The sequence below is a fragment of the Streptomyces venezuelae ATCC 10712 genome, from assembly GCF_008639165.1.
GTDB classification, from domain to species: Bacteria; Actinomycetota; Actinomycetes; order Streptomycetales; family Streptomycetaceae; genus Streptomyces; species Streptomyces venezuelae.
In genome coordinates, this window is the sequence record NZ_CP029197.1 from 1,591,767 (window position 1) to 1,608,022 (window position 16,256).

Genomic DNA, 16,256 nt, shown 5'->3' on the forward strand with positions numbered 1-16,256 from the left:
TCACTCCACGGGTTCACCCACTCGGGTGAGCGCGCGACGCGGTCTCGCGCTCCCCCCAGGCCGCGGCGGCGGTCAACCCGGCCGCGTGGACGGCGAGTCCCAGCCGTCCGTTGCCGACGGCGATCGCACAGCCGACGGCGGCGCCGAGCGCGTGCGCGCCCGTGTCGCCGAGCATGGTGCGCTCACCGAGGTCGTCACCGAGGACGGCCGTGACGGCTCCCATGGGGGCGGCGGCCGACGCACCGCGCAGCAGCCCGGGCGCACCGAGGGCGAGAACGGCGAGACCCGCCCGCCCCGGCCGTACGTCCACGAGATTGACGAGGTGGGCGGTGCCGGCGATGACGACCCCGGCGAGGACCTTGTCGACGGCCCGCTCCTTGAGGAGCGCCCCGGCCACCAGCGAGGCGGCCCCGATCCCGAACAGTTTGACGGTCCCGCTGGTCACCTCGCCGTCCCGCAGCGCCGTGAGGTGCGCCCGGAAGCCCCGCCGGGAGTCCCCCTTCACGTCGTCGTACGCCCCGCACGCGCCGGCGGCGAGCACGGCGAACGCGACGGGCCCGCTCCCGGCGCCGACGGCGGCCCCGAGCGCCACCGCTGGCCCGGCACACAGATCGACGACCCGCCCGCCGTGGTTGACCCGGGTCCACGGCCCCCCGGACACGGACCCGCGGTCCACCGGAGACCCGGACTCACCGGCCGCCGGGGACACGCCCCCACCGGCCACCGGGGACACGCCCCCACCGGCCACCCGCCCGCGCAGCGCCCCGTACACCGCCCGGCTCACCACGGCGGCGACCCCGAAGGAGACGAGGCGCCCCCTCACCCGTCCGCCCGGGCGGTCGCGAGCAGTTCCTCCGCGTGCGCCCTGGCCGTCTCGGAGTCCTCCTGGCCGGCGAGCATCCGGGACAGCTCCCGGACCCGCTCCTCGCCCTCCAGGACGGTGACACCGGACCGGGTGACCGAGCCGTCGTTGGTCTTCTCGACGAGCAGCTGCCGGTCGGCGAAGGCCGCGACCTGCGGCAGGTGGGTGACGACGACGACCTGCGCGGTCCTCGCGAGCTTGGCGAGCCGGCGGCCGATCTCGACCGCCGCCTTGCCGCCGACCCCCGCGTCGACCTCGTCGAAGAGATACGTCGGCACCGGGTCGACCCCGGCGAAGACGACCTCGACCGCGAGCATCACCCGGGACAGCTCACCGCCGGACGCGCCCTTGGCGATCGGCCGGGGCGGGGCGCCGGGATGGGGGGCCAGCAGCAGCTCGACCTCGTCGGCGCCGGACGGGCCGTAGGCCACCCGGCGGCCGCCGACCTCGACGCCGTCGGGGTCCTCGGTCTGCCGGATGTCGAAGGACACGCGCGCGTGGGGCATGGCGAGCGAGGCGAGTTCGGCGGTGACGGCGTCGGCGAACCGGTCGGCCGCCTCGGTACGCGCGTCGGTGAGCCGCTGCGCGAGCACCGAGAGCTCGTCCCGCAGCCGGTCCCGCTCGGCCGTGAGTTCCTCGACGCGGTCGTCGTCGCCGTCGAGCTCGCCGAGCCGGCCGGCGCTCTCCTCGGCCCAGGCGAGGACGCTCGCGATGTCCTCGCCGTACTTCCGCGTCAGCTGGGTGAGCGCCGCGCGCCGCTCCTCGACGGCGGCGAGCCGCAGCGGGTCGGCGTCGAGGTCGTCGGCGTATCCGGCGAGTTCGGTGGCCACGTCGCCGAGCAGGATGGAGATCTCGCCCATCCGGTCGGCGAGGGCGGCGAGGGCCGGGTCGTGCGACCGTACGGACTCCAGCGCCCGCCCGGCGCCCGCGACGAGGGTCGTGGCGTCGACGGACTCGGGGTCCTCGGGCACGCCCGCGAGCGCGGCGTGGGCGAGCGCGGCGGCGGAGGCCAGGGCCTCGGCGTGCCCGAGCCGCTCCGCCTCGGCGGCGAGTTCGGTGTCCTCCCCGGCGCGCGGGGCGACGGCCTCGATCTCACCGAGCCCGAAGCGCAGCAGATCGGCCTCCTGGGCCCGCTCGCGCGCCCGGGTGGTGATCTCGTCGAGTTCGCCGCTGACGGCCCGCAGCCGCCGGTACGCCTCCGCGTAGGCGGCCAGCGGTCCGGAGACGGCCTCGCCCGCGTACCGGTCGAGCGCACCGCGCTGCCGGGCGGGCTTGAGCAGGCCCTGCTGGTCGGTCTGGCCGTGGACGGCGACGAGCTCGTCGGCGAGCTCGGCGAGCAGCCCGACGGGCACGGAACGCCCGCCGAGGTGGGCCCGTGAGCGTCCCTCGGCGGAAACGGTGCGGCTGACGAGCAGCACGCCGTCGTCGAGCTCCGCCCCGGCCTCCTCGGCGCGCAGGGCGGCGGGCGCGCCCGCGGGCACGCTGATCCGCCCCTCGACCACGGCCGAGGCCGCGCCGATCCGCACCAGGGCCGGGTCGGCCCGGCCACCGAGCAGCAGCCCGAGGCTGGTCACGACCATCGTCTTGCCCGCACCGGTCTCACCGGTCACCGCGGTGAAGCCGGGCGACAGCTCGACCACCGCGTCGTCGATGACCCCGAGCGACCGTATCCGCATCTCCTCCAGCACGCCCCAGACCATACGAGGTTTCCCTGCCGCGATGCGACATCGCCCCCGGGCGTAACTCTCCGGCGCGCCGATCGTTCGGGCCCGCGCCGGGCGGTTCAGCCGCTCGTTCCGGCCGGCCGGTCGTGCGGAACGACCGGCGCCGCCGGGGGACCGCCCGTCAGCGCGCCCCGCCCCGCCACCCCGACACCGGGAGGGCGAACTTGGCGACCAGCCGGTCGGTGAAGGAGGCGTGGTGGAGCCGGGCGAGCCGGACCGGCACGGCACCGCGCCGCACCTCGACCCGCGCCCCCGCCGGGAGTTCCACCGTCCGCCGCCCGTCGCACCAGAGCACGCCGTGCGGGGTGTGCGGCTCGACCTCGACGGCGAGCACCGACTCGGGGGTGGTGATCAGCGGCTTGGCGAAGAGGGCGTGGGCCCCGATCGGAACCATGAGGAGCGCCTCGACCTCGGGCCAGACGACCGGGCCGCCCGCCGAGAAGGCGTACGCGGTGGAACCGGTGGGTGTCGCGCAGATCACCCCGTCGCAGCCGAAGCCGGTCACCGGCCGCCCGTCGATGGCGAGGACGACCTCCAGCATCCGCTCCGGGGACACCTTCTGCACGGCGGCCTCGTTGAGCGCCCAGTCGCGGTGCAGGACGTCACCGTTCTCGTACACGACGACGTCGAGGGTCATCCGCTCCTCGACCTCGTACGCCTTCGTCACGACCCGGTCGACGACCTTGTCGAGGTCGTCCCGCTCGGCCTCGGCGAGGAAGCCGACCCGGCCGAGGTTGACGCCGAGCATCGGCACGCCGGAGGCGCGGGAGAACTCGGCGCCGCGCAGCAGGGTGCCGTCGCCGCCGAGGACGACGAGGAGTTCACAGCCGTCGAGGGCGTCGGAGCAGGCTTCCTTCACCCTCTCGACGGCCGGCGGCAGCGGCAGGTCCTCCGCCTCGGCCTCCAGGACCCGGACGCCGATGCCGCAGCGCAGCAGGCCGAGGACGACCAGTTCGGCGCTGCGCACGGCGGCCGGCCGGCCGGTGTGCGCGAGCAGGAAGACGGTACGGGGTGCGGTCTCTGGTGCTGCTGCCGTTGAGCTCAACGAGGTCCTTCCGCCACGGCGCGGTCGACGTCCGCCGGATCCAGCGCGGGCGCCCCTGCCCGCAGCCACAGAAAGTACTCGACGTTGCCGGAGGGGCCGGGCAGCGGGCTGGCGGTGACGCCCAGGACGCCGAGCCCGAGTTCGGCGGCCCGCCGGGCCACGTTCTTCACGGCGTCGGCGCGGAGTTCGGCGCTCCGCACGACGCCGCCCGTGCCGAGCCGCTCCTTGCCCACCTCGAACTGCGGCTTCACCATCAGGACGAGGTCCGCGTCGGGTGCCGTACAGGCCGCGAGGGCGGGCAGCACGAGGCCGAGCGGGATGAAGGAGAGGTCTCCGACGACGAGGTCGACCGGGACGCCGTCGATCGCGTCGAGCGTCAACTCGCGTACGTTCGTGCGGTCCTTCACGGTGACCCGCTCGTCGCTCTGCAGCGACCAGGCGAGCTGTCCGTAGCCGACGTCGACGGCGACGACGTGGGCGGCGCCCGCGCGCAGCAGCACGTCGGTGAAGCCGCCGGTGGAGGCTCCGGCGTCCAGGGCGCGGCGGCCCTCGACCTTCAGACCGAGCGGGACGAAGGCCTCGAAGGCCCCGGCGAGCTTGTGGCCGCCGCGCGAGACGTAGTCGGGGTCGGAGTCGTCCTGGACGACGACGATGGCCGCGGCGGTCTCGACCTGGGTGGCGGGCTTGGTGGCGACGGTCTTGCCGACGGTCACCCGGCCCGCGGCGATCAGCTGGCTGGCGTGCTCGCGCGAGCGCGCGAGCTTGCGCCGGACCAGCTCGGCGTCGAGACGGCGGCGTGCCACTCCTGCCACGTTCGGTTCAGCTCCTGTTGTCGTGCGGTCGAGGGGCGGGATGCGCGTCGAGCGAGGTCAGCTCGGCGCGCAGTCCACGGTGTACATCCTCGTACACCTCCAGGTGTCCGTCCGCCGGGAGGTGGTCGACCTCGTCGAGACGCGCCAGGTGGACGTCGACGCCGGGGTGCCCGGTGAGCTCCCGTACGACCTCCAGCGGTGCGGCCGCGGCGGGCTCGTCGGCACCGCCCCGCGGAGCCTCGGCCTCCACTTCGGGCGTCGCCTCCACCGGCTCGGGCATCACGTCGTTCATGCTCCCGACGCTACCGCGAACCCCTGGGGTACGGTCGACGGCGATGGCGACGATCACGGAGTGCCGCGACGCACTCGACAGACTCTCGGACAACCTGGCGCGGGCGGACGGCGACGTGCGCGGGGCGGCGGCGTTCGACCGCACCCTGAGCTGCCACATCACCGACCTGGACAGCACGTTCACGGGCCGCCTCGCGGGCGGCCGGATCGAGGTCGAGTCCCTGGTGGCGGGCCCGCCGCCGGCCAAGGCGCAGATCCGGCTCGCGATGACCGGGGACGACCTGGTGGCGATGGTGGGCGGCGAGCTGAACTTCGCGAAGGCCTGGGCCTCGGGCCGGGTCAGGCTGGAGGCGGGCTTCCGTGACCTCCTCCGCCTCCGCTCGCTGCTCTAGAACCCCTACTTCCGCAGCGCGGGTTCCGGCGACGCGGCGGGCCGGGGCACCCGGGCCTTCCGCCCGGCCGGCACGACCAGCGGCGTCCCCGTCTCCGGGTCCTCGATGACCTGGCAGCGCAGCCCGAAGACCCGCTCGACGAGCTCGGCGGTGACCACCTCGGCGGGCGGCCCCTCGGCGACCACCTCGCCGTCGCGGACGGCGATCAGATGGGTCGCGTACCGGGCCGCGTGGTTGAGGTCGTGCAGGACGGCGACGAGCGTCCGCCCCTGGGTCTCGTGCAGCTCGGCGCACAGGTCGAGAACGTCGATCTGGTGCTGGATGTCGAGGTACGTCGTCGGCTCGTCGAGCAGCAGCAGCGGGGTCTGCTGGGCGAGCGCCATCGCGATCCAGACGCGCTGCCGCTGACCGCCGGACAGCTCGTCGACGTACCGCCCGGCCAGCTCGGCGACGCCGGTCGCCGCCATCGACTCCCGGGTGATCCGCTCGTCCTCCGGCGACCACTGCCGCAACAGCCCCTGGTGGGGGTAGCGGCCGCGGGCGACCAGGTCGGCGACGGTGATGCCGTCGGGGGCCACGGAGGTCTGCGGCAGCAGGCCGAGGGTCTTGGCGACCTTCCTCGCGGGCAGGGCGTGGATCGACTGCCCGTCGAGGAGCACCCGGCCCTGGCTGGGCTTCAGCATCCGGGAGAGGGCACGGAGCAGGGTGGACTTGCCGCAGGCGTTCGGCCCGACGATCACGGTGAAGGAGTTGTCGGGGATCTCGACGGACAGGTCACGGGCGATGACCCGCTGCTCGTACGCCAGGGTGACCGATTCCGCGCTCAACCGCTGCTGTCGACCGTCCATGCCGCTGCTCCCGACCCTCAACCCAGATGAAGTTAGGTTAGCCTACCCAATTTCAGAATCCGAGCCGCGCCAGCACCTTCCCCCCGTCCGGTACGGCTCCACCCGCGGCGTCGGCCGCCGACCAGGCCGCCCCGCACAGCGCCCGCACACCGTCCATCGGGTCCGCACCGGCCGCGTCCCCCGCCGGCCCCTCAAGGACCAGCTCGCCCCCGTCCGGCGCGCTCACCGAGGCCCGCCACGCCCCGCACACGAAGACCCCGCCCTCCCCGGCGACGACCTCCGGCTGCCCCACGAGCAGCCCCCGCAGGTCCGCCGCCACATAGGTCGGCCGGTGCTCGGGCACGGCCGCCAGCAGCTGCGCCGCGTCCGTCACCCCGGTGAAGACGAGCAGCGAGTCCACCCCGCCGTTGAACGCGCCCTCGATGTCCGTGTCCAGCCGGTCCCCGACCACCAGCGGCCGCTTCGCCCCGGTCCGCAGCACCGTCTCCCGGTGCATCGGCGGCAGCGGCTTCCCGGCGACCTTCGGCTCCACCCGCCCGCCCGTGGCGATCCGCACGACCTCGACCGCCGCCCCGTTCCCGGGCCCGATCCCGCGCGCGCCCGGAATCGTCAGGTCCGTGTTCGAGGCGTACCAGGGAAGCCCCCGCGCCACCGCGTAACTCGCCTCCGCGAACCGCCCCCACGGCATCTCGGGACCGCCGTACCCCTGCACGACGGCCACCGGCCCGTCCTCCGCCGAGTCCACCGGCACCAGCCCCCGCTCCCGCAGCGCCACCCGCAGCCCCTCACCGCCGATGACGAGCACCCGGGAACCGGGCGGCACGTCGTCGGCGATCAGCCGGGCCACCGCCTGCGCCGAGGTGATCACGTCCCCGGCCTCGGCGGGCACCCCGAGCTCGGTGAGGTGCTCGGCCACCGCGTCGGGCGCCCGCAGCGCGTTGTTGGTGACGTACGCAAGGTGCATCCCGCCGGCCCTGGCCGCCCCGAGCGCCTCCACGGCGTGCGGCACGGCCTCCCCGCCCGCGTACACGACCCCGTCGAGATCGAGCAGCGCCGTGTCGTACGCCTCGCTCAGCGGCACCGCGCTGCCACCCGGCCGAGTCCTGCCGACGCCCCGCCGCCCCTGACCGTTCCGCACCGTCACCGCACGCTCCTCGCCTCACCGGATGGGTTCCCCGCTCCCCCGATCATCGCTCATCCCACCGCCCACATACGATGACGAGATGAACACCTCGGGTCACGCGGCCGCCGATGTCCGCGACGACACAGTCGGACTGCACCTGACACCGTTCCGCGGACTCCGTTACGTCCCCGAACGGGTCGGCAGCCTCGCCGCCGTCACGTCTCCGCCCTACGACGTCGTCGTACGACCTGACGGACTGCTCCATCTGGAGTCCGCCGATCCGCACAACATCGTCCGGCTGATCCTCCCGCAGGCGATCACCGCCGGCACCCGCCACCGCAAGGCCGCCGTCACCCTCGACCGCTGGCTCGCGGACGGCGTCCTCGCGCCGGACCCCGAACCCGCGCTCTACGTGTACGAGCAGCACGGCGACGGCATCCTCCAGCGCGGCATCATCGGCGCCCTGGAGCTCACCACCCCCGCCGAGGGCGTCGTCCTCCCCCACGAGGACGTCATGCCGCACGTCGTCGAGGACCGCGCCGCCCTGATGCGGACCACCGCCGCCAACCTGGAGCCGCTGCTCCTCACGTACGTGGGCGACGGCGACGGCGCCGGCCGGGTCGTCGAGCGGACCGTGGAGCGCCCCCCGCTGCTCGCCACGACCACGGAGGACGGCTTCCACCACCGCCTGTGGGCCGTGACCGACCCGGCGGAGCAGGCCGCCGTGACCGCCGAGCTCGGCCGCCACCAGGCCCTCATCGCCGACGGCCACCACCGCTGGGCGACCTACCTCCGGCTCCGCGAGGAGCACCCCTCACCCGGCCCGTGGAACTACGGCCTGGTGCTCCTCATCGACACCGCCCGCTACCCCCTGCGGGTCCGCGCGATCCACCGTCTCCTCAACCGTCTGCCGCTCGCCGACGCCCTCACGGCCCTGGACGGCTCCTTCCGGGTACGCCGGATCGAGCGGCCCCTGTCGGCGGCGCTCGACGCCCTCGCGGAGGCCACGGCCGAGGGCAACGCCTTCCTCCTCGCGGGCGACGGCGGCTTCCACCTCGTCGACCGCCCGGACCCCGCCCTCCTCGACCGGACGATCCGCACGGACCGCCCCGACGCCTGGCGCACCCTGGACGCCACGGTCCTGCACTCCACCCTCCTGGAGCACGTCTGGCAGATCCCGGACGCCCCCGAGGACATCAGCTACATCCACGACACGGAGGCCGCGGTCGCCCAGGCGGAACGCCGTGGCGGTACGGCGGTCCTCATGCACCCGGTCCGCGAGGACGTCGTACGGGACCTCGCCCGCCAGGGCGTCACGATGCCCCGCAAGTCGACCTCCTTCGGCCCCAAGCCGGCCACGGGCCTGGTCCTGCGCAGCCTGGCACTGGACTGAGGAACCCCGGAGAACGAAAAAGGGCGGCACCCGCAGGGGTGCCGCCCTTCTCATCGCGTCAGAAGCGTCAGCTCTTGTCGCCGTCGCCCCGGCCGAGGACGTCGTCCTCGTCCTCGTCGTCCTCGTCGTCCTCATCGAGGTCGTCGTCGAGGTCACCCTCGACCACGAGGCCCGACTCGTCCTCGTCGGCCTCGTCCTCGACGAACGCGTCGACGAACTCGACGCCGTCCATCTCCGCCAGCCGGTCCGAGGCGTCGGTCGCCCCGTCCTTGTCGGCCTCCAGCGCCTTGGCGAACCACTCACGCGCCTCGCGCTCACGGCCGGCCGCGAGCAGCGCGTCGGCGTAGGCGTACCGCAGACGCGCGGTCCACGGGTGAACGGCGCTGGAAGCGAGCTCGGGGCTCTGCAGCGTCACGATGGCCGCGTCGAGCTGGTCCATGTCCCGTCGGGCGCCGGCGGCCACGAGCCGCATCTCGACCTGACCGGCCTTGTCCAGCTTCTGCACCTCGGGCTCCCCGGCCATCGCCAGCGCGCGCTCGGGGCGGCCGAGACCGCGCTCGCAGTCGGCCATGACGGGCCACAGCTCGACGCCACCGCTCATCCGGCGGGCGGCACGGAACTCGGCCAGCGCCTCGGAGTACTTCTGCGTGGCGTACGCGGCGAAGCCGGCGGCCTCGCGCACGGCGGCGACACGGGAGGCGAGCCGCAGGGCGACCCGGGAGTACCCGTACGCCTTCTCCGGGTCCTCGTCGATCAGCTGCGCCACCATGACGAGGTTGCGCGAGACGTCCTCGGCGAGCCCCTTGGGCAGGCTCATGAGCTCCTGGCGGACATCCGGGTCGATCTCCTCACCGGTGACCTCCGGCGGGATCGGCAGCCGCTTGATGGGCGCGCGGTCGCTGCGCTCGCGGTCGTCGCGGCCACGGTAGCCACCGCGGTCGCCGCCACGGTCGTCCCGGCCGCGGTACCCACCACGGTCGCCGCCACGGTCGTCACGGCCACGGTATCCGCCGCCACGGTTGTCGCCACCACGGTCGTCACGGCGGAAGCCGCCGCCACCGCGGTTGTCGTCCCGGCGGAACGACGAGGGACGCTCGTCACGGCGGTCGTCGCGGCGGAAGCCACCACCGCGGTTGTCGCCACCACGGTCGTCACGGGGGAAGGAGGGCCGGTCGTCCCGACGGAACGACGACGGACGCTCGTCCCGACGGTCGTCACGACGGTCGTCACGGCGGAAGCCACCGCCACGGTTGTCATCACGACGGTCGTCGCGGAACGACGGCCGGTCGTCCCGACGGAACGAGGGACGCTCGTCACGCCGGTCGTCGCGGCGGAACCCGCCGCCACGGTTGTCGCCGCCACGGTTGTCGTCGCGGCGGTCGTCCCGACGGAACCCACCTCGGTCGCCACCACGGCTGTCGCCACCACGGTCGTCACGACGGAACCCACCCCGGTCGCCGCCACGGTCGTCACGCGGGAACGAAGGCCGGTCGTCACGGCGGAAGCCACCGCCACGGTTGTCGCCACCACGGTCGTCGCGACGGAAGCCGCCGCCACCGCGGTTGTCGTCCCGGCGGAACGACGAGGGACGCTCGTCACGCCGGTCGTCGCGGCGGAAGCCGCCACCGCGGTTGTCGCCACCACGGTCGTCGCGCGGGAAGGAAGGCCGGTCGTCACGGCGGAAGGACGACGGACGCTCGTCACGGCGGTCGTCGCGGCGGAAGCCACCGCCACGGTTGTCGCCACCACGGTCGTCACGGCGGAAGCCACCGCCACCGCGGTTGTCGCCACCACGGTCGTCGCGACGGAAGCCACCGCCACCACCGCGGTTGTCGTCACGGCGGAAGCCGCCACCGCGGTTGTCGCCGCCACGGTTGTCGTCGCGGCGGTCGTCCCGACGGAACCCACCGCGGTCGCCACTGCGGTCGCCACCACGGCTGTCACCGCCGCGGTCGTCGCGGCGGAAGCCGCCACCACCACGGTTGTCATCGCGACGGAAGCCACCGCCACGGTTGTCGCCACCACGGTTGTCGTCCCGGCGCGGCCCGCGGAAGCCGCCCCGGTCGCCACCGGCACCGTCCCTGCGACGCGGTTCGCGCTCCGGACGGTCGTCGGGAGAGTTGGTGGACATCGGTGTGACTCCTGTCTTCGGGTACTGCTGTCATTCTCGCGCAGCCGGCACTCCGCCGCGCATCGAAAAAGTCAAGTGAAAAACAAAAGGACCCCTGGTCCCAGCGTGAACGCTGGGACCAGGGGTCCTGAAGAATTGTTCGGCGGCGTCCTACTCTCCCACAGGGTCCCCCCTGCAGTACCATCGGCGCTGAAAGGCTTAGCTTCCGGGTTCGGAATGTAACCGGGCGTTTCCCTAACGCTATGACCACCGAAACCCTATCGGTTTCGAGCGAACAAGCACACTCTGTAGTTGTGTTCTAGCTCTAGAAACCAGCAACCGTTCGTTGCTTCAGAACTAACACAGTGGACGCGAGCAACTGAGGACAAGCCCTCGGCCTATTAGTACCGGTCAGCTCCACCCATTACTGGGCTTCCACATCCGGCCTATCAACCCAGTCGTCTACTGGGAGCCTTACCCTCTCAAGGAGGTGGGAATACTCATCTCGAAGCAGGCTTCCCGCTTAGATGCTTTCAGCGGTTATCCCTCCCGAACGTAGCCAACCAGCCATGCCCTTGGCAGGACAACTGGCACACCAGAGGTTCGTCCGTCCCGGTCCTCTCGTACTAGGGACAGCCCTTCTCAATATTCCTACGCGCACAGCGGATAGGGACCGAACTGTCTCACGACGTTCTAAACCCAGCTCGCGTACCGCTTTAATGGGCGAACAGCCCAACCCTTGGGACCGACTCCAGCCCCAGGATGCGACGAGCCGACATCGAGGTGCCAAACCATCCCGTCGATATGGACTCTTGGGGAAGATCAGCCTGTTATCCCCGGGGTACCTTTTATCCGTTGAGCGACGGCGCTTCCACAAGCCACCGCCGGATCACTAGTCCCGACTTTCGTCCCTGCTCGACCCGTCGGTCTCACAGTCAAGCTCCCTTGTGCACTTACACTCAACACCTGATTGCCAACCAGGCTGAGGGAACCTTTGGGCGCCTCCGTTACCCTTTGGGAGGCAACCGCCCCAGTTAAACTACCCATCAGACACTGTCCCTGATCCGGATCACGGACCGAGGTTAGACATCCAGCACGACCAGAGTGGTATTTCAACGGCGACTCCACCATGACTGGCGTCACGGCTTCAAAGTCTCCCACCTATCCTACACAAGCCGAACCGAACACCAATATCAAACTGTAGTAAAGGTCCCGGGGTCTTTCCGTCCTGCTGCGCGAAACGAGCATCTTTACTCGTAGTGCAATTTCACCGGGCCTATGGTTGAGACAGTCGAGAAGTCGTTACGCCATTCGTGCAGGTCGGAACTTACCCGACAAGGAATTTCGCTACCTTAGGATGGTTATAGTTACCACCGCCGTTTACTGGCGCTTAAGTTCTCAGCTTCGCCCTGTCGAAACAGAGCTAACCGGTCCCCTTAACGTTCCAGCACCGGGCAGGCGTCAGTCCGTATACATCGCCTTACGGCTTCGCACGGACCTGTGTTTTTAGTAAACAGTCGCTTCTCGCTGGTCTCTGCGGCCACCCCCAGCTCAGGAGGAAAACTCCATCACCAGGCGTGGCCCCCCTTCTCCCGAAGTTACGGGGGCATTTTGCCGAGTTCCTTAACCATAGTTCACCCGAACGCCTCGGTATTCTCTACCTGACCACCTGAGTCGGTTTAGGGTACGGGCCGCCATGAAACTCGCTAGAGGCTTTTCTCGACAGCATAGGATCATCCACTTCACCACAATCGGCTCGGCATCAGGTCTCAGCCTTAATGTGTGACGGATTTGCCTATCACACGGCCTACACCCTTACCCCGGGACAACCACCGCCCGGGCTGGACTACCTTCCTGCGTCACCCCATCGCTTACCTACTACCACCTTGGGTCAGCGGCTCCGCCACTTTCCTTTCCCCGAAGGGTCCGGAACGGCTTCACGGCCTTAGCATTAATGGGCTCGATATTGGGCGTTTCAAAGCGGGTACCGGAATATCAACCGGTTGTCCATCGACTACGCCTGTCGGCCTCGCCTTAGGTCCCGACTTACCCTGGGCAGATCAGCTTGACCCAGGAACCCTTAGTCAATCGGCGCACACGTTTCTCACGTGTGTATCGCTACTCATGCCTGCATTCTCACTCGTGAACCGTCCACAACTCGCTTCCGCGGCTGCTTCACCCGGCACACGACGCTCCCCTACCCATCACAGCACCCGTTGGGGCTTATTGCTGCAATGACACGACTTCGGCGGTACGCTTGAGCCCCGCTACATTGTCGGCGCGGAATCACTTGACCAGTGAGCTATTACGCACTCTTTCAAGGGTGGCTGCTTCTAAGCCAACCTCCTGGTTGTCTCTGCGACTCCACATCCTTTCCCACTTAGCGTACGCTTAGGGGCCTTAGTCGATGCTCTGGGCTGTTTCCCTCTCGACCATGGAGCTTATCCCCCACAGTCTCACTGCCGTGCTCTCACTTACCGGCATTCGGAGTTTGGCTAAGGTCAGTAACCCGGTAGGGCCCATCGCCTATCCAGTGCTCTACCTCCGGCAAGAAACACACGACGCTGCACCTAAATGCATTTCGGGGAGAACCAGCTATCACGGAGTTTGATTGGCCTTTCACCCCTAACCACAGGTCATCCCCCAGGTTTTCAACCCTGGTGGGTTCGGTCCTCCACGAAGTCTTACCTCCGCTTCAACCTGCCCATGGCTAGATCACTCCGCTTCGGGTCTTGAGCGCGCTACTGAATCGCCCTATTCGGACTCGCTTTCGCTACGGCTTCCCCACACGGGTTAACCTCGCAACGCACCGCAAACTCGCAGGCTCATTCTTCAAAAGGCACGCAGTCACGACCCATTGGGTAAACCCAATGAGCGACGCTCCCACGGCTTGTAGGCACACGGTTTCAGGTACTATTTCACTCCGCTCCCGCGGTACTTTTCACCATTCCCTCACGGTACTATCCGCTATCGGTCACCAGGGAATATTTAGGCTTAGCGGGTGGTCCCGCCAGATTCACACGGGATTTCTCGGGCCCCGTGCTACTTGGGTGTCTCTCAAACGAGCCGTCAATGTTTCAGCTACGGGGGTCTTACCCTCTACGCCGGACCTTTCGCATGTCCTTCGCCTACATCAACGGTTTCTGACTCGTCCTGTCGCCGGCAGACGACAGAAGAGAGATCCCACAACCCCGCATGCGCAACCCCTGCCGGGTATCACACGCATACGGTTTGGCCTCATCCGGTTTCGCTCGCCACTACTCCCGGAATCACGGTTGTTTTCTCTTCCTGAGGGTACTGAGATGTTTCACTTCCCCTCGTTCCCTCCACATGCCCTATGTGTTCAGGCATGGGTGACAGCCCATGACGACTGCCGGGTTTCCCCATTCGGAAACCCCCGGATCAAAGCCTGGTTGACGGCTCCCCGGGGACTATCGTGGCCTCCCACGTCCTTCATCGGTTCCTGGTGCCAAGGCATCCACCGTGCGCCCTTAAAAACTTGGCCACAGATGCTCGCGTCCACTGTGTAGTTCTCAAGCAACGACCAGCCACCCGTCACACATCACCGAAGTGACGCTTTACCGGGGCCGGCATCGCGAAGATACAAACCTTACGGCCGTACCCTCAGACACCCAACAACGTGCCAAGCACAGTCCGTTCCTCGAAGCCCGTTTTCCACGCCGAAGCAGTACTAACGGTTTCTCGGAGAGAGACTGTGCCAACTAATCAACGTTCCACCCATGAGCTGACCGTGCAGAACGTTTGCCTGCAATCGGTACTGTGCTCCTTAGAAAGGAGGTGATCCAGCCGCACCTTCCGGTACGGCTACCTTGTTACGACTTCGTCCCAATCGCCAGTCCCACCTTCGACAGCTCCCTCCCACAAGGGGTTGGGCCACCGGCTTCGGGTGTTACCGACTTTCGTGACGTGACGGGCGGTGTGTACAAGGCCCGGGAACGTATTCACCGCAGCAATGCTGATCTGCGATTACTAGCAACTCCGACTTCATGGGGTCGAGTTGCAGACCCCAATCCGAACTGAGACCGGCTTTTTGAGATTCGCTCCGCCTCACGGCATCGCAGCTCTTTGTACCGGCCATTGTAGCACGTGTGCAGCCCAAGACATAAGGGGCATGATGACTTGACGTCGTCCCCACCTTCCTCCGAGTTGACCCCGGCGGTCTCCTGTGAGTCCCCATCACCCCGAAGGGCATGCTGGCAACACAGGACAAGGGTTGCGCTCGTTGCGGGACTTAACCCAACATCTCACGACACGAGCTGACGACAGCCATGCACCACCTGTATACCGACCACAAGGGGGGCACTATCTCTAATGCTTTCCGGTATATGTCAAGCCTTGGTAAGGTTCTTCGCGTTGCGTCGAATTAAGCCACATGCTCCGCTGCTTGTGCGGGCCCCCGTCAATTCCTTTGAGTTTTAGCCTTGCGGCCGTACTCCCCAGGCGGGGAACTTAATGCGTTAGCTGCGGCACCGACGACGTGGAATGTCGCCAACACCTAGTTCCCAACGTTTACGGCGTGGACTACCAGGGTATCTAATCCTGTTCGCTCCCCACGCTTTCGCTCCTCAGCGTCAGTAATGGCCCAGAGATCCGCCTTCGCCACCGGTGTTCCTCCTGATATCTGCGCATTTCACCGCTACACCAGGAATTCCGATCTCCCCTACCACACTCTAGCCTGCCCGTATCGGATGCAGACCCGGGGTTAAGCCCCGGGCTTTCACACCCGACGTGACAAGCCGCCTACGAGCTCTTTACGCCCAATAATTCCGGACAACGCTTGCGCCCTACGTATTACCGCGGCTGCTGGCACGTAGTTAGCCGGCGCTTCTTCTGCAGGTACCGTCACTTTCGCTTCTTCCCTGCTGAAAGAGGTTTACAACCCGAAGGCCGTCATCCCTCACGCGGCGTCGCTGCATCAGGCTTTCGCCCATTGTGCAATATTCCCCACTGCTGCCTCCCGTAGGAGTCTGGGCCGTGTCTCAGTCCCAGTGTGGCCGGTCGCCCTCTCAGGCCGGCTACCCGTCGTCGCCTTGGTAGGCCATTACCCCACCAACAAGCTGATAGGCCGCGGGCTCATCCTTCACCGCCGGAGCTTTCAACCAGCTCCCATGCGGAAGCCGGTGTTATCCGGTATTAGACCCCGTTTCCAGGGCTTGTCCCAGAGTGAAGGGCAGATTGCCCACGTGTTACTCACCCGTTCGCCACTAATCCACCCCGAAGGGCTTCATCGTTCGACTTGCATGTGTTAAGCACGCCGCCAGCGTTCGTCCTGAGCCAGGATCAAACTCTCCGTGAATGTTTACCCGTAATCGGGTGACACTCGCGTTGAGCGGGACAGTCAGGCCGGAATAGGGCCGACTGTCCACAGCGTCCTCGCTGTGTATGTTGCCTACCCGCCACAAGGGCCGGCAGGACTTTCAAAGGAACCTCGCCATCCGAAGATGGACGGGGTATCAACTAATCTGGCGTTGATTTTTGGCACGCTGTTGAGTTCTCAAGGAACGGACGCTTCCTTTGTACTCACCCTCTCGGGCTTTCCTCCGGGCTTTTCCCTTCGTGTTTCCAACCTTACCAGATCGTTTTCCGTTCCGTTTCCGGTTCGGAGTTTGTATCCGGTGGCCTGTTGGCTGCCTTT

10 protein-coding genes and 3 rRNA genes are annotated in these 16,256 nt (G+C 68.5%); 2 read left to right on the top strand and 11 right to left on the bottom strand.

Going from position 1 to position 16,256, the window contains the following annotated elements; translation table 11 throughout:
- Positions 1–13: 13 nt before the first annotated feature.
- The 5 genes from DEJ43_RS07005 to DEJ43_RS07025 form a co-directional block, all read right to left on the bottom strand.
- Positions 14–823, bottom strand: a complete 810-nt coding sequence (locus DEJ43_RS07005; RefSeq protein WP_015032622.1) for a hypothetical protein — start codon at positions 821–823, stop codon at positions 14–16.
- On the bottom strand, positions 820–2,562 hold the full coding sequence (recN, locus tag DEJ43_RS07010; protein ID WP_015032623.1) for a DNA repair protein RecN: 1,743 nt from the start codon (positions 2,560–2,562) through the stop codon (positions 820–822). Before recN ends, DEJ43_RS07005 begins: the two co-directional genes overlap by 4 nt.
- 145 nt (positions 2,563–2,707) lie before the next feature.
- Positions 2,708–3,631, bottom strand: coding sequence for an NAD kinase (locus DEJ43_RS07015; protein WP_015032624.1), 924 nt, complete (start codon positions 3,629–3,631; stop codon positions 2,708–2,710).
- Positions 3,628–4,443 (bottom strand): TlyA family RNA methyltransferase, encoded by an 816-nt coding sequence (locus DEJ43_RS07020; RefSeq protein WP_015032625.1) that lies wholly within the window; start codon positions 4,441–4,443, stop codon positions 3,628–3,630. The genes DEJ43_RS07015 and DEJ43_RS07020 overlap by 4 nt, the downstream gene beginning before the upstream one ends.
- Before the next feature lie 7 nt (positions 4,444–4,450).
- Positions 4,451–4,735, bottom strand: coding sequence for a hypothetical protein (locus tag DEJ43_RS07025; protein WP_041662207.1), 285 nt, complete (start codon positions 4,733–4,735; stop codon positions 4,451–4,453).
- A gap of 43 nt (positions 4,736–4,778) precedes the next feature.
- On the opposite strand from DEJ43_RS07025, the gene DEJ43_RS07030 reads away from it, so the two are divergent.
- Entirely contained in the window at positions 4,779–5,126 is a 348-nt protein-coding gene (locus tag DEJ43_RS07030; RefSeq protein WP_015032627.1) for an SCP2 sterol-binding domain-containing protein, read from the top strand.
- A 5-nt stretch (positions 5,127–5,131) separates the two neighbouring features.
- Here the strand turns inward: DEJ43_RS07030 and DEJ43_RS07035 are convergent, their stop codons facing one another.
- Together DEJ43_RS07035 and DEJ43_RS07040 are read right to left on the bottom strand one after the other, a co-directional pair.
- Positions 5,132–5,974: an ABC transporter ATP-binding protein gene (locus tag DEJ43_RS07035; RefSeq protein ID WP_015032628.1), complete on the bottom strand. Its 843-nt coding sequence runs from the start codon at positions 5,972–5,974 to the stop codon at positions 5,132–5,134.
- A gap of 52 nt (positions 5,975–6,026) precedes the next feature.
- Positions 6,027–7,118, bottom strand: a complete 1,092-nt coding sequence (locus DEJ43_RS07040) for an HAD hydrolase-like protein (RefSeq protein WP_015032629.1) — start codon at positions 7,116–7,118, stop codon at positions 6,027–6,029.
- A gap of 79 nt (positions 7,119–7,197) precedes the next feature.
- Here DEJ43_RS07040 and DEJ43_RS07045 point away from each other — a divergent pair, with 79 nt between their 5' ends.
- Positions 7,198–8,490, top strand: coding sequence for a DUF1015 domain-containing protein (locus DEJ43_RS07045; RefSeq protein WP_015032630.1), 1,293 nt, complete (start codon positions 7,198–7,200; stop codon positions 8,488–8,490).
- Between the two features lie 67 nt (positions 8,491–8,557).
- On the opposite strand, the gene DEJ43_RS38850 is transcribed toward DEJ43_RS07045, so the two are convergent.
- From DEJ43_RS38850 to DEJ43_RS07065, 4 genes are all read right to left on the bottom strand, one after another.
- Positions 8,558–10,621 carry a tetratricopeptide repeat protein gene (locus DEJ43_RS38850; protein WP_086024629.1) on the bottom strand — a complete coding sequence of 688 codons (2,064 nt, stop codon included), beginning with the start codon at positions 10,619–10,621 and terminating at the stop codon, positions 8,558–8,560.
- A gap of 137 nt (positions 10,622–10,758) precedes the next feature.
- A 5S ribosomal RNA gene (gene rrf, locus DEJ43_RS07055) occupies positions 10,759–10,875 on the bottom strand.
- Between the two features lie 106 nt (positions 10,876–10,981).
- Positions 10,982–14,105 (bottom strand): 23S ribosomal RNA (locus tag DEJ43_RS07060).
- A gap of 286 nt (positions 14,106–14,391) precedes the next feature.
- A 16S ribosomal RNA gene (locus tag DEJ43_RS07065) occupies positions 14,392–15,917 on the bottom strand.
- Together the 16S, 23S and 5S rRNA genes form the textbook arrangement of a ribosomal RNA operon.
- Positions 15,918–16,256: the final 339 nt, after the last annotated feature.